A 13192-nucleotide genomic window follows, 5' to 3' on the forward strand; every position below is an offset into this window, starting at 1 on the left:
GCATCCAGAACGGGGCGGGCATGCCCGGATCAGGACCGGGCGCTTGTCGCGACGTCGACGGCTGAACTAGACTCGAACCGTTCCACACGGACCGTGGGGCCGACGACACCTAATAACGATAACAGCCTGCCGCCATGCGCACACTCGCCTGCATCCTCGCTGCAGTAGTGCCCGTCGTCGCTTCGATGCCGGCGGCACACGCCCAGTCGACCGCCTATGCCACGGCATTCGACGATCTCTACAGCATCAATCTCAACACCCGTCAGGCGACCTACATCGGCAGTGCCGGCAACTACGGCAACCAGCCGTTTGGCTACCTGAAAGGCCTTGCCTTCGACCCGAACCAGACGCTGTACGCGATCTCCGACAGCCTCAGCCAGAAACCGCTGGTCTCGATCAACACCACGACCGGCGCGGCCAGTTTCGTCGCGCCGCTCAATGTCGGCAGCGGCACCGGCCAGTTCAATGCCCATGACTTCGGCGCGACCTTCACCTGCAGCGGCCTGATGTGGGTGTCGTCGGCCACGACGAATCGCCTGTGGAGGGTCGATGCCGCGCGCGTGACCCAGCAGGTTAGCAACAACACCGGGGCGCTGATCACCGGCCTCGTAGCACGCGGTGAAACGCTGTACGCCGCCGGCGGCCGTGGCAACAACAACTTCTACCGGGTCAACACCGAAACCGGCGTGGCCGAACTGGTGGGTCCGTTCGGCATCCCGAACAGTACTTGGATCAGCTCGGTGTCGATGAGCTTCGACAACCAGGGCACGCTGTGGGCGGTCATCAACTACGTGCCGCCCTCGCCCGGCAGCAACACGGTTGCCGACTGGGCCGATCTCGCCCGCATCAACCGCAATACCGGCGCGGTGACGATCCTCGGCCCGATCACCGGCCCCGAGCGACTGCGCCAGGTCGGCATGCACGGCTTTGCGCTCGGCGTACCTCCGTGCACGGCCCCGGACGGCGGCAATGGCGGCGGGTCACCGACGACCCTGCCGGTGCGCAGCCCACTCGCCCTGCTCCTGCTCGGTCTGTTCCTCGCTGGCTTCGGCGCACACCGTCTGCGCCATCGATGACCACCGCGCTTCATCGCGCACTCAGCCTCATCTGCTAGGTTGCCCGGGTTCATCCTCGCGGAGCTCTTGCCGATGTCGTCCCTGATGCGCCCAATCGCCGCTCTTTTCCTGGTCACGCTGGCCTGCTGCACGGATGCCTGGGCGGCCGACCCACCGCTCGAGCGCGCCGCGAACGCCGTACGCGTGCTCAACGAGATCATGCAGGCACCGGACAAGGCGATCCCGCGCGACCTGCTGCAGAGCGCGCACGCGATCGCTGTGGTCCCCGATGTCATCAAGGCCGGCTTCGTCGTCGGCGGGCGTCGCGGCGAGGGCCTGATCGCGGTGAAATCGACCGACGGCACCTGGTCGAATCCGAGCTTCGTCAACCTGACCGGCGGCAGCGTCGGCTTCCAGGCTGGCGTGTCATCGACCGATGTCGTGCTGGTGTTCCGCACCCAGCGCGGCGTCGACTCGATCGTGCACGGCAAGTTCACCCTCGGCGCCGACGCCTCGGCTGCCGCAGGGCCGGTTGGCCGCACCGCCCAGGCCGCGACCGACGCCCAACTCAAGGCCGAGATTCTCTCGTACTCGCGTGCGCGCGGCTTATTCGCCGGCGTCGCCCTTGACGGCTCGGTGCTGTCTATCGACAACAAGGCCAACCAGGCCATCTACGGTGAAGGCGTGACGCCACGACGCATCTTCGAAGGCGGCGTCAGCGACGTACCGAACGCGGTCGTCGACTTCCGCGACCGCCTGGAGGAGTACACTGCGCCCTGATGCGGGCGCGGCAGGCGATCGCCCCACAACTCCGGAGTGATCGAAATGGGTGGTTTCAGCATCTGGCACTGGATCGTCGTCCTCGTCATCGTGGCACTGGTGTTCGGCACAAAGAAGCTGCGCAACGTGGGCGGTGATCTCGGCTCGGCCATCAAGAGCTTCCGCAAGGGCCTCAACGACGGCGACGAGACCGCCAAGCCCGAACTGAAGGCCGATCCGCCGGCCGTCGCCTCGAACGGCGAGCGCGACAAGGAACACGCCGACCGCTGAGGGGTCGGCCAGCGCACTCCAAAGGTCGACCGCGATGTTCGAGCTCAGTTTCGGCAAGATGGCCTTGATCGCCGTCGTCGCCCTGCTCGTGCTTGGCCCTGAACGCCTGCCCGGCGCGGCGCGCACGGCCGGCGCCCTGCTGCGCCGCATGCGCAACAGCTGGCAGGGTGTGCGTGCCGAGATCGAGCGCGAGCTCGCCGCCGAAGACGTCAAACGCGGCCTGCACGATGCCCAGCACGACCTCGACCTTGCCGCTGAACTGCGCCGCACCGCGGCAGACATCGAGTCGGCGGTGAATCCGCGATCGCCGACCACACCCAGCGATCCGTCGTCCGATGAACCGCGCTGATCCACCCGCGGACGGCGAACTGTCGTTCATGGGTCACCTGGTCGAACTGCGCGCGCGCCTGCTCAGGGCGGTCGCCGCTGTGCTGCTGATCCTCGTCGCGCTCGTTCCCTTCGCCAATCGCCTTTACGGCTGGCTGGCGAAACCCCTGCTCGAACACCTGCCGGCCGGTGGCGCGATGATCGCCACCGACGTCGCCTCGCCGTTCTTCGCACCGCTCAAGCTCGCCTTCTTCGCCGCCGTGTTCGTGGCGATGCCATTCATCCTGTACCAGGCCTGGGCGTTCGTCTCGCCGGGCCTGTACAAGCACGAGCGTCGCCTTGCCCTGCCCCTGCTGGTCTCGGCAGTGACCTTGTTCTACGTCGGCTGCGCCTTCGCCTACTACCTGGTGCTGCCGGCTGTCTTCACCTTCATGACCAGCGTCGCCCCGGCTGGGGTGGCGGTCATGCCGGACATCAGCCGATTCCTCGATTTCGCCCTGATCCTGTTTCTCGCCTTCGGCTTCTGCTTCGAGGTGCCAGTCGCCCTGGTCATCCTCGTGGCAATCGGCGCGGTCACTCCCGAACAGCTGGTGAGAAGCCGGCCCTACACGATCGTCGGCGCCTTCGTCATCGCGGCAATCCTGACGCCACCGGACGTCATCTCGCAATTGTTGCTCGCCGTGCCGATGTGCCTCCTCTATGAGGTCGGCATCATTGCCGCGCGCCTGGTTGCGCAGCGCACGGCGACGGACGAGGCAGACCCGGCCCGCGAAAACTGAATGGGTACGCAGACCGGCGTCGTCGTTGCCGATCCACGCGGGTGAACGTGACAAATTCTTACCTGGTCGACAGGCTCCCGCGTGGGCACTGCGGAAATCCCCCGCTACACTTGGCGCTGCAATACAAACAGACATTTGCAACGTCCGCATCATTCCAAAATGAGAATTCCCTCGAGGAGGGATCATGGCCGCGAAAAAATCCAGCGCCGAAACCGACGACGTCCGCGACGCCAGCCTGCGCGTCTCCAAGCGCATGCGTGACAGCCTTAAGGCCGCCGCGGCAGTGATGGGCCGTCCGCTCTACGACGTGACCAACGAAGCAATCAACGACTACCTTTCGAACCTGCGCCTTGGCGATCCGCTTCAGGCGATCCGCCGCAATGCCCGCGCGCGCAAGTAGGCAGGAGGTGGTGGCGCACGTCACGCCCGCACAAGCCGGGATCACTCCACCGGCGGCAGCACGTTCATGACCTCACGCACGGTGGTGACGCCACGTGCGACGTGGGCCGCCGCCGACACCCGCAGCGGCCGCATGCCTTCGGCGAGCGCGGCCTCGCCGAGCTTGGCGAGATCCATGTTCGGCTGGATCAGCGCACGCAGCGGCGGCGAGATGCGCATCATCTCGTAGATGCCGGTACGGCCGAGGAAACCGGTCTTGCGGCACTCGAGGCAACCCTTCGGCCCGAAGGTCTGCTCCGGCACCGGCAGCGACCAGCGCTGGGTCAGTGCGGCCCAGGCACGCACGTCGAGCGCCACCGGCTCCTTGCAGTGCGGACACAGCGTGCGCACGAGGCGCTGCGCGACCACGCCGGTCAGGGTCGACTGAATCAGGTAGTTCGGCACACCCAGGTCGAGCAGGCGGGTCAGCGCGCTCGGCGCGTCGTTGGTGTGCAGGGTCGACAGCACGAGATGGCCGGTCAGTGAGGCCTGCACCGCCATTTGTGCGGTCTCGAGGTCGCGGATTTCGCCGACCATGATGATGTCGGGATCCTGGCGCATCAGCGTGCGCACGCCGGCGGCGAAATCGAGATCGATCGCGTTGTGCACCTGCATCTGGTTGAACTCGGGGCTCACCATCTCGATCGGGTCTTCGACCGTGCAGACGTTGAGATCCGGCGTGGCCAGCACCTTGAGCGTCGAGTACAGGGTGGTGGTCTTGCCCGAGCCGGTTGGGCCGGTGACAAGGACGATGCCGTGCGGGCGCTCGACCATCTCGCGCCAGACCGCTTCCTCGTCTGGCGAAAAGCCGAGCTGGCGGAACTCCTTGACCACGATGTCCGGGTCGAAGATGCGCATGACGACCTTCTCGCCGAAGGCGGTCGGCATCGTCGACAGGCGCAGCTCGACCTCACGCCCGCCTTGCGAGCGCGTCTTGATGCGGCCGTCCTGCGGGCGGCGCTTCTCGGCAACATCCATGCGCCCGAGGATCTTGATGCGCGAGGTCACTGCAGTCATGACCGGCGTCGGCAGTTCGAACACCTTGTGCATGACGCCGTCGATGCGGAAGCGGATCGGACTCGAATCACGCCGCGGTTCGAGGTGGATGTCCGAAGCGCGCTGCTCGAATGCGTACTGCAGCAGCCAGTCGACGATGTGCACGACATGGCGATCATCGACGCCGATCTCGCCGGTCTTGCCGAGTTCGACCAACTGCTCGAAGTTGAGGATCGCGCGCCCATCACCGGCGTCAGCCTTGGCGTCCTTGGCTCGCTGGATCGAGCGCTGCACGCCCCACCATTCGGTGAGGTAGCGGCTTACGTCGAGCGGACTGGCGACGACGCGCTGGATGTCGCGGCGGAGGATGTGGCCGAGGTCGGCCAGCCAGCGCGTGTCGAACGGCTCGGAAGTGGCAAACACGACCTGCATCTCGCTGACCGCGACCGGCAGGATGCGGTAGCGCTGCGCATAGGCATGGCTGACCACCTGGGTCACCGCAGCCACGTCGATCTTCATCGGATCGATCTTGAGGTAGGGCAGCTTCGCGCGGCCGGCCAGCCACTGGCTCAGCACCTCGACACTGAGCGGCTTGCCGGGGTGGCGCGCATCGTCGAGCTTGAGGTTGGCGATCAAGGCCAGCGGATGCAGTTCGAGGCGGCCGCGCGCTGTGCGCACGTCGGCGCGCACACGCTTGACGTCGGCCTCGGTGACGAGGCCATCGGCAAGCAGGGCGGCCAGCGTCTCGTCGAGTTCGATGCGCGTGTGGCGGCCAAACAGCGACGGAGCAGCCGTGGCCACCGGGTTCTTTGGCGGGCGCATCGATTGCGTGGCCATTGCGTGTCGTCCTCGGGGCGCGTGCGGTCGCGGCTATACTAGCGCGCTTTGCCAACGCCTCCCTGAGAATTCCATGGCCGGACCGACCTTCCAGGACGTCATCCAGACCCTCAACCAGTACTGGGCCGAGCAGGGCTGCGTGCTGATCCAGCCGCTCGACACCGAGGTCGGCGCCGGCACGTTCCATCCGGCGACCTTCCTGCGCGCGCTCGGCCCCGAACCTTGGGCCGCGGCCTATGTGCAACCGTCGCGGCGCCCAACCGATGGCCGCTACGGCGAGAACCCCAACCGCCTGCAGCACTACTACCAGTATCAGGTCGTGTTGAAGCCGAATCCCGACGACATCCTCGATCGCTACATCGGCTCGCTGAAGGCACTCGGCATCGACCCGCTCGTGCACGACCTGCGCTTCGTCGAGGACAACTGGGAATCGCCCACGCTCGGCGCCTGGGGACTGGGCTGGGAGGTCTGGCTCAACGGCATGGAAGTGACCCAGTTCACCTATTTCCAGCAGGCCGGCGGGCTCGAATGCCGACCGGTCACGGGTGAAATCACCTACGGCCTCGAACGCCTTGCCATGTACCTGCAGAACGTCGACAACGTCTACGACCTCGTGTGGACGGTGGCACCGCACGGTGTGGTCACCTACGGCGACGTGTTCCACCAGAACGAAGTGGAGCAGAGCACCTACAACTTCGAGTACGCCAACGTCGAGAAGCTGTTCGCCTGGTTCGACACCTGCGAAAGCGAGGCGACACGCCTGGTCGCCGCCGGCCTGCCGCTGCCGGCCTACGAGCAGGTCATGAAGGCCAGCCACACCTTCAATCTGCTCGACGCGCGCCGCGCGATCAGCGTGACCGAGCGCCAGCGCTACATCCTTCGGGTGCGCACGTTGGCACGCGCAGTCGCCGAGGCCTACCACGCGCAGCGCGAGAAGCTCGGCTTCCCGGGACTGCGCAAGACGCGGGAGGCCGCATGATGACGATGCCCGACACCGCCCCACTGCTGATCGAGCTCGGCACCGAGGAACTGCCGCCGAAGGCGCTCGACGAACTCGCCGCGGCATTCGCCGCCGGCATCGTCGGCGGTCTGGCGAAACGCGGCATCGGCGCCGACGGCGCGAACGCGCGCATCGGATGCTCGCCGCGCCGTCTCGCCGTGCACGTGCCTGCAGTCGCGCGCATGCAGCCGACGCAGAAGTCCGAAGTGCTCGGCCCCTATCTCAACATCGGCCTCGACGCGAACGGCGCGCCGACGCCGGCACTCATCGGCTTCGCTGCAAAGAACGGCGTCGCCATCGAACAATTGCAACGCAGCAGCGACGCCAAGGGTGAGCGCTTCGTGGTGCGCAGCGAGAAACCCGGCCAGGCCTCCACGGCGCTGGTGCCGGAGATCGTTGCCGAAGCGGTCAAGGCACTGCCGATCCCCAAGCCGATGCGCTGGGGCGACCATGAATTCGCTTTCGTGCGCCCGGCACATTGGCTGGTCGCGCTGCACGGCAGCGAAGTGATCGACATCGAACTGTTTGGCCTGCGCTCGGGCCGGCAGTCGCGCGGGCATCGCTTCCATCATCCGCAGCCGGTGCACGTGGCCGACGCGGACGCCTGGTTCGACGCCCTGCGCGGCGCGCACGTGCTCGCCGATCCGGCCGAGCGACGCGCGCGCATCCGCGCCGAAGTCGCCGCAGCTCGCACCGGCGGCGTGCCGCACCTGTCCGATGCCCTGCTCGACGAGATCGCCAACCTGACCGAATGGCCGGTCGCGATCGCCTGTACCTTCGAGCGCGCCTTCCTCGACGTGCCGCAGGAAGCGTTGGTCACGACGATGGAGGCAAACCAGAAGTTCGTGCCGGTGTTCGATGGTGCGGGTCGACTGGTCGAGCATTTCATCGGCCTCGCCAACATCGAATCGAAGGACCAGGCCGAGATCCGCAAGGGATACGAACGCGTGATCCGGCCGCGTTTCGCCGACGCCAAGTTCTTTTACGACGAGGATCGCAAGCAGCCGCTCGCAGCCTGGCAGGACGCGCTCAAGAGCGTCACCTACCAGCAATCACTGGGCAGCGTGTGGGACAAATGCGTGCGCGTCGCCGAACTGGCCCGGGTGATCGCCGGACGCATCGGCGCCGATGCCGGTCTGGCCACGCGCGCCGCCGCGCTGTCGAAGTGCGATCTCATGTCGCGCATGGTCGGCGAATTCCCCGAGCTGCAAGGTGTGATGGGCCGCTGCTACGCGAGCCAAGGAGACAAGCCCGAAGCGGCCGAAGTTGCCGCCGCGCTGGACGAGTTCTACCGGCCGCGCTTTGCCGGCGACGCCATCGCCGACGGCAAGATCGGCCAGGTGCTGGCTGTGGCCGAGCGTCTCGATACCCTGGCCGGCATCTTTGCGGTCGGCCTGAAACCGAGCGGCAACAAGGATCCGTTCGCTCTGCGCCGCGCTGCGCTCGGCCTCGCCCGCACCTTCGTCGAAGGCGGCCTCGATCTCGATCTGCACGCCCTGCTCGCCGAAGCCCTCGCCCTGCTGCCGGAGGCGGCGCTGGCCGCCGGCCTCGGCAAGGGCAAGGACGGCAAGGCCGCGCCGCTCGATGCCGGCGCGCGCCGCCAGGCACTGGCCGACGAGCTGTACGCCTTCATCCTCGACCGTCTGCGCGGCTACTACGGCGACCAGGGCTTCGGTGGCGAAACCTTCGAAGCCGTGCGCGCGCTGTCGCCAGGCTCGCTGGTCGACTTCGACCGCCGCCTGCGCGCCGTTGCCGACTTTGCCCGCCTGCCCGAGGCGCAGGCCCTCGCCGCAGCCAACAAGCGCATCGGCAACCTGTTGCGCCAGGCCAGCACGAAACCCGCGTCGCTGCTTGATGCCAGCCTGCTCGAAGCCGGTGCCGAGCACGCGCTCGTGCAAGCGATCGAGCGCACCGAACACGAGCTCGCCCCACTCGTCGCGGCGATCGACCACGTCGGCGTGCTGCGCCGGCTGGCCGCCCTGCGCGAACCGGTCGACGCATGGTTCGACGCGGTCATGGTCATGGCGGAGGACGCGGCCGTGCGTGCAAACCGTTTGGCCATCCTTGCGCGCTTGCGCGCGATGTTCCTGCGTGTGGCCGACATCTCGCTCCTGTCGGGAGCTTGACCGGCACAACAGTACCGATGCACTCACAGCGGCGGCATTTGCGTAGAATCGCGACCGGTACGGGGTTGTGCCGGTGATGCCGGCGCCAGGGGGCTACTCCACATGAATGCGCGCGACAACGACGCGAGTACCACGCAGCGGCGAACCATGCGTCCACAGCGCATCGATGGTGCCGGCCATGTGCCGGCTTGCCTGGTCGTGCTGCAGGGCCAGCGCCTCGGCCAGCGCATCGACCTTGGCGACAATCCTCTCGTCATCGGCCGGTCACCGGAAGCCGAGTTCCAGATCCTCGAACGCAGCGTCTCGCGCGAGCATTGCCGCATCTGGCGGGAACCGGCCGGTTACCGCATCAAGGATCTCGACTCCACCAACAAGACGTTCCTCAACGACCAGCCGATCATCGAGGCCGAGCTGAAGGATGGCGACCACATCTCGATCGGCAGTTGCGTGCTCAAGTTCATGGATCGCTCCTCGGTGGAAGCGCGCTACCACGAAGAGATCTACCAGCTGGCCACGGCCGACCCGTTGACCGACCTGTACAACCGGCGGCAGTTCACCGAACTGCTCGAGAAGGAGCTCGCGCGTGCAGCCAACCACAAACGCCCGCTTGTGCTGCTGATCGTGGACATCGACCACTTCAAGTCGATCAACGACCGCTACGGTCATCCCAGCGGCGATATCGTGCTCAAGAAGGTCGCACTCACCCTGCGTGGGCTGTCCCGCGAGGAGTTCATCACCGCGCGCATCGGCGGCGAGGAATTCGCCGTGGTCCTGCCCGAACATGCCCTCGAACAGGCCGTCGGATTCGCCGAACGCCTTCGCGAAGGCATCGCCGGACTGTCGCTGGCCCTCACCGGCGGCCCGCAACGGGTCACGGTCAGCATCGGTGCCGCCGCCTGGGCGGACGGCATGAGCGGCAGCAGCGACTTGATGCGGGCGGCCGATGCCGAGCTCTATCGGGCCAAGCAGGCTGGCCGCAACCGGGTGAGTTCTGCCCTCACGGTCTGATCGCCCCCGTTCCGGACGCGCCGCAAACGATTGTGACGGTTCCCCGATTGCACCCATCACCAGCGCGCATTATCGTGAGCGGCTCGCGCGACGGCCCGCTCGCTGCGAACCCCGCCGCGTCCCCTCGACCGTTCATCGACGTCGGGCTATGCTGCCCCGGCGTTCTACGACAACTTTCGTTTACCGTTTCCGAGGATCTTCCATGTTCAAGTCCGTCGCCACCGCCCTGGCCGCCCTCGTCGTCCTCGGCGGCTGCAATTCCTCCACTCCGCCGGCCGGCAACGCATCGGTGACGGCCGCGCCCGCACAACCCGTGCCAGCGAATGCAACCACCGACCCGCTCGGCACGACGATCAGCGGCAACGTTGCCCTGCGTGAACCCATGGCGATCGGCGCAGGCGCACGCCTTGAACTCAAGCTCGTCGACGTCGCCCAGCCGGATGTCGTCATCGCCGAAGCGAACGAGAACGTCTCCGGTCAACCGCCGTATCGTTTCACGCTGAACTTCGATCCGATGCGCATCGACCGGACGAAGACCTACGTCGTCAATGCCCTGTTGTTCGACGGTGACCGTCGTTTCGTGCCGGCCCTGCAGGCACCGGTGCTGACCCATGGCGCGGGCAGCACGATAGACATCACGCTGAACGCCGAGGCGACGCCCGGCGAGAAGCTCAAGGAGGACTTCGGCAAGCTCAAGGCGCAGATCGGCGGCATGACGCGCATCCAGGACGCCTTCCTCGACGGCGACCTGTCGGTCGCCTGGGACGGCTTCGTCAGCAATGGTCAGGTGCGCTTCATGCGCGTGAACACCGAGCTCGGCGAAGGCGAGACCGCGCAGCGCTCGAACGCCGAATATGCCTTCCTCGACGACAAGCCGATGGTCGTGTTCAAGAAGGGGACGGGAACACGCGTGGGCTGGGATGCCGAAGGCAATCTCATCCTCAACGAACGCAACAGCGGTCCGGTCAGCGAGGATGAAGCGAAGTCGTTGCACAACGACGCGCTGAAGGCGCTGGCAATGGGCAAGACCAAGGTGCCGAAGAGGAAGTAGGAAGCGGCTTCAGCCGCGATACTCTGGCTGCACAAGGCCGCCAGCAAGAAGCATCACGCCTGAAGGCGTTTCCTACGGTGTCATGTTTCGGCGATCGTCCGTGATCGCCGATTCAACCTGCACTGGTCGTCTACGCCCCGGGGTTACGCTTCGCCCGTGCAAACGCATCGGCGAAGGCGTTTCCGGCCGGCGGCGACGGATTGGCCATCGGGGCCCTGCGCGGTGCCGGCGTGCTCGACGCGCGCGCCATCGGACGGGCCACGCCCGGCTGGTCGCCGAGGCGCATGCTGAGTCCGATGCGCTTGCGCGCGACGTCGACCTCCATGACCTTTACCCTGACGATGTCACCGGCCTTGACCACCTCACGCGGATCCTTGACGAAGCGCTCGGACAGGGCCGACACATGCACGAGGCCGTCCTGGTGCACGCCGAGGTCGACGAATGCGCCAAAGGCGGCGACATTGCTGACCACGCCTTCGAGGATCATGCCCGGCACGAGGTCGCGGATGTCCTCGACGCCATCGGCGAAGGTGGCCGTACGGAACTCGGGACGCGGGTCGCGACCCGGCTTCTCCAGCTCGCGCAGGATGTCGCGCACGGTCGGCACGCCGAAACGTTCGTCGACATAGTCCTCCGCTTTCAGGGTGCGCAGGAAGGCACTGTCGCCGATGATCGATTTCACCTCGCGCCCGCAGCAGGCGAGGATGCGTTCGACCACCGGATAGGCTTCCGGGTGGACGCCCGAGGCATCGAGCGGATCCTCGCCGTCACGAATGCGCAGGAAGCCCGCACACTGTTCAAAAGCCTTGTCGCCGAGACGCGGCACCTCACGCAACGCACGCCGTGAGCGGAATGCTCCTTTCGCATCACGATGGCGCACGATGTTCTCGGCGACACCGGCGCTCAATCCGGCAACGCGAGCAAGCAGCGGCGCGGAAGCCGTGTTGACATCGACACCGACCGCGTTCACGCAATCCTCAACGCGACCATCGAGTGCGTGGGCGAGCTTCACCTGGTTGACGTCGTGCTGGTATTGGCCGACACCGATCGCCTTGGGTTCGATCTTGACCAGTTCCGCCAATGGATCCTGCAGGCGGCGCGCGATCGACACCGCGCCGCGCAAGGATACGTCGAGCTCGGGGAACTCCTTTGCGGCGAGCTCGGAAGCGGAATAGACGGAAGCGCCCGCTTCGCTGACCACCACCTTGCCGAGTTTCAGTTCCGGATGGCGCTTCATCAGCTCGGCGACGAGACGCTCGGTCTCGCGTGAGGCGGTGCCGTTGCCGATCGCAACGAGATTGACACCGAATTCGCGGCAGGCCGCGGCAAGTTGCGCGATCGACGCATCCCACTGCTTCTTCGGCTCGTGCGGGTAGATCGTGTGCGTGGCCAGCAGCTTGCCGGTGCCGTCGACGATGGCGACCTTGACCCCGGTGCGCAGGCCAGGGTCGAGGCCCATGACGACCTTCGGTCCGGCCGGCGCAGCCATCAGCAGGTCCTTGAGGTTGTCGCCGAATACGCGAATCGCCTCGGCTTCGGCCTGTTCACGCGCGCGCCCGAACAGGTCGAGGGTGAGATGCAGGTGCAACTTGACGCGCCAGGCCTGGCGCGCGGATTCGAGCAGCCAGCGATCGGCCACGCGTCCCCGTTCGGCGATGCCGAAATGTGCGGCAACCCGACCCTCGGCTTCGGCGTGTCCAAGCGCAGCGGCCGCATCGAGCACGCTGTCTGTGTCGCCGTCGCCGGCCGGGCGCGGCGCACTGGTCGGCATCGGCGCGAGTTCGAGATCAAGCACGCCTTCGTTGCGCGCGCGGAACAGGGCGAGCAGACGATGCGAGGGAATCGTGCCGATCGCCTCGGCATGGTTGAAGTAGTCCCGGTACTTCGCGCCGTCGTGTTCCTTGCCGGCGACGAGGCGGGCACGGATCTGCGCCTTCGCGGCGAGCCAGTCGCGCAGCGCACCGACCAGGGCCGGATCCTCGGAGAAGGTTTCGAGCAGGATCGCGCGCGCGCCATCGAGCGCAGCCTTGACGTCGGCCACGCCCTTGCCGGCGTCGAGGTAGGCGAGCGCGACGTCCTCTGGAACGAGGCTCGGATCTGCACGCAAAGCCAGGGCCAACGGTTCGAGTCCAGCTTCGCGCGCGATCTGCGCGCGCGTGCGGCGCTTCGGTTTGTAGGGCAGATAAAGGTCCTCGAGACGCGCCTTGCTCTCGGCGGCGAGCAGATCGCCGCGCAGCGCGTCGGTCATTTTCCCCTGCTCCTCGATGCTGGCGATGACCGCGGCACGGCGTTCCTCGAGTTCACGCAGGTAACCCAAACGCTCCTCGAGCTGGCGCAACTGGGTGTCATCGAGGCCGCCGGTGGCTTCCTTGCGGTAGCGTGCAATGAACGGCACGGTGGCGCCACCATCGAGCAGGGCGACGGCGGCCTCGACCTGCTGCGGGCGCGCGGCGATTTCCGCGGCGATACGGTGTTCGATGCTGTGCATTCGATGATCCATTGGTTCAGGAAACGACACGGGCCGC

The 13192-nt window shown here is 66.6% G+C and carries 12 protein-coding genes; 10 read left to right on the forward strand and 2 right to left on the reverse strand.

Annotated features, from left to right (window positions below; translation table 11 throughout):
- Positions 1-134: 134 nt before the first annotated feature.
- The 6 genes from KF907_RS03010 to KF907_RS03035 all read left to right on the forward strand — a co-directional run bounded on the left by KF907_RS03010 (position 135) and on the right by KF907_RS03035 (position 3611).
- Positions 135-1076, forward strand: a complete 942-nt coding sequence (locus tag KF907_RS03010) for an NHL repeat-containing protein (protein ID WP_291218045.1) — start codon at positions 135-137, stop codon at positions 1074-1076.
- An 84-nt stretch (positions 1077-1160) separates the two neighbouring features.
- Positions 1161-1835, forward strand: coding sequence for a lipid-binding SYLF domain-containing protein (locus KF907_RS03015; RefSeq protein ID WP_472843850.1), 675 nt, complete (start codon positions 1161-1163; stop codon positions 1833-1835).
- Positions 1836-1880: 45 nt separating this feature from the next.
- Positions 1881-2105 carry a Sec-independent protein translocase subunit TatA gene (tatA, locus tag KF907_RS03020; RefSeq protein WP_291218049.1) on the forward strand — a complete coding sequence of 75 codons (225 nt, stop codon included), beginning with the start codon at positions 1881-1883 and terminating at the stop codon, positions 2103-2105.
- Positions 2106-2139: 34 nt separating this feature from the next.
- Positions 2140-2454, forward strand: a complete 315-nt coding sequence (tatB, locus tag KF907_RS03025; protein ID WP_291218051.1) for a Sec-independent protein translocase protein TatB — start codon at positions 2140-2142, stop codon at positions 2452-2454.
- The gene (tatC, locus tag KF907_RS03030; RefSeq protein ID WP_291218052.1) at positions 2441-3211 is read left to right on the forward strand and encodes a twin-arginine translocase subunit TatC; all 771 of its coding nucleotides are present in this window, start codon (positions 2441-2443) and stop codon (positions 3209-3211) included. Before tatB ends, tatC begins: the two co-directional genes overlap by 14 nt.
- Positions 3212-3395: 184 nt before the next feature.
- Positions 3396-3611, forward strand: coding sequence for a hypothetical protein (locus KF907_RS03035; protein ID WP_291218054.1), 216 nt, complete (start codon positions 3396-3398; stop codon positions 3609-3611).
- A gap of 41 nt (positions 3612-3652) precedes the next feature.
- Here KF907_RS03035 and tfpB read toward each other — a convergent pair whose 3' ends face one another.
- A complete protein-coding gene (gene tfpB, locus KF907_RS03040; RefSeq protein ID WP_291218057.1) occupies positions 3653-5482 on the reverse strand; it encodes a type IV pilus assembly ATPase TfpB in 1830 nt (609 codons plus the stop codon).
- 73 nt (positions 5483-5555) lie between these two features.
- Here tfpB and glyQ point away from each other — a divergent pair, with 73 nt between their 5' ends.
- From glyQ to KF907_RS03060, 4 genes are all read left to right on the forward strand, one after another.
- Positions 5556-6461 carry a glycine--tRNA ligase subunit alpha gene (glyQ, locus tag KF907_RS03045; RefSeq protein ID WP_291218058.1) on the forward strand — a complete coding sequence of 302 codons (906 nt, stop codon included), beginning with the start codon at positions 5556-5558 and terminating at the stop codon, positions 6459-6461.
- 5 nt (positions 6462-6466) lie between these two features.
- The gene (gene glyS / locus KF907_RS03050) at positions 6467-8608 is read left to right on the forward strand and encodes a glycine--tRNA ligase subunit beta (protein ID WP_291220225.1); all 2142 of its coding nucleotides are present in this window, start codon (positions 6467-6469) and stop codon (positions 8606-8608) included.
- A gap of 102 nt (positions 8609-8710) precedes the next feature.
- Positions 8711-9616, forward strand: coding sequence for a GGDEF domain-containing protein (locus KF907_RS03055; RefSeq protein WP_291218061.1), 906 nt, complete (start codon positions 8711-8713; stop codon positions 9614-9616).
- 202 nt (positions 9617-9818) lie between these two features.
- The gene (locus KF907_RS03060) at positions 9819-10667 is read left to right on the forward strand and encodes a YbaY family lipoprotein (protein WP_291218064.1); all 849 of its coding nucleotides are present in this window, start codon (positions 9819-9821) and stop codon (positions 10665-10667) included.
- Between the two features lie 130 nt (positions 10668-10797).
- On the opposite strand, the gene KF907_RS03065 is transcribed toward KF907_RS03060, so the two are convergent.
- The gene (locus KF907_RS03065; protein ID WP_291218066.1) at positions 10798-13155 is read right to left on the reverse strand and encodes a Tex family protein; all 2358 of its coding nucleotides are present in this window, start codon (positions 13153-13155) and stop codon (positions 10798-10800) included.
- Positions 13156-13192: the final 37 nt, after the last annotated feature.

Origin of the sequence: Dokdonella sp., from assembly GCF_019634775.1 — a bacterium.
Lineage (GTDB): Bacteria > Pseudomonadota > Gammaproteobacteria > Xanthomonadales > Rhodanobacteraceae > Dokdonella.

Excerpts from the sequence above, each read along its gene's own strand:
- KF907_RS03010 (WP_291218045.1), top strand. The coding sequence starts at position 135 with ATGCGCACACTCGCCTGCATCCTCGCTGCAGTAGTGCCCGTCGTCGCT.
- KF907_RS03015 (WP_472843850.1), top strand. The coding sequence starts at position 1,161 with ATGCGCCCAATCGCCGCTCTTTTCCTGGTCACGCTGGCCTGCTGCACG.
- tatA (WP_291218049.1), top strand. The coding sequence starts at position 1,881 with ATGGGTGGTTTCAGCATCTGGCACTGGATCGTCGTCCTCGTCATCGTG.
- tatB (WP_291218051.1), top strand. The coding sequence starts at position 2,140 with ATGTTCGAGCTCAGTTTCGGCAAGATGGCCTTGATCGCCGTCGTCGCC.
- tatC (WP_291218052.1), top strand. The coding sequence starts at position 2,441 with ATGAACCGCGCTGATCCACCCGCGGACGGCGAACTGTCGTTCATGGGT.
- KF907_RS03035 (WP_291218054.1), top strand. The coding sequence starts at position 3,396 with ATGGCCGCGAAAAAATCCAGCGCCGAAACCGACGACGTCCGCGACGCC.
- tfpB (WP_291218057.1), bottom strand. The coding sequence starts at position 5,482 with ATGGCCACGCAATCGATGCGCCCGCCAAAGAACCCGGTGGCCACGGCT.
- glyQ (WP_291218058.1), top strand. The coding sequence starts at position 5,556 with ATGGCCGGACCGACCTTCCAGGACGTCATCCAGACCCTCAACCAGTAC.
- glyS (WP_291220225.1), top strand. The coding sequence starts at position 6,467 with ATGCCCGACACCGCCCCACTGCTGATCGAGCTCGGCACCGAGGAACTG.
- KF907_RS03055 (WP_291218061.1), top strand. The coding sequence starts at position 8,711 with ATGAATGCGCGCGACAACGACGCGAGTACCACGCAGCGGCGAACCATG.
- KF907_RS03060 (WP_291218064.1), top strand. The coding sequence starts at position 9,819 with ATGTTCAAGTCCGTCGCCACCGCCCTGGCCGCCCTCGTCGTCCTCGGC.
- KF907_RS03065 (WP_291218066.1), bottom strand. The coding sequence starts at position 13,155 with ATGCACAGCATCGAACACCGTATCGCCGCGGAAATCGCCGCGCGCCCG.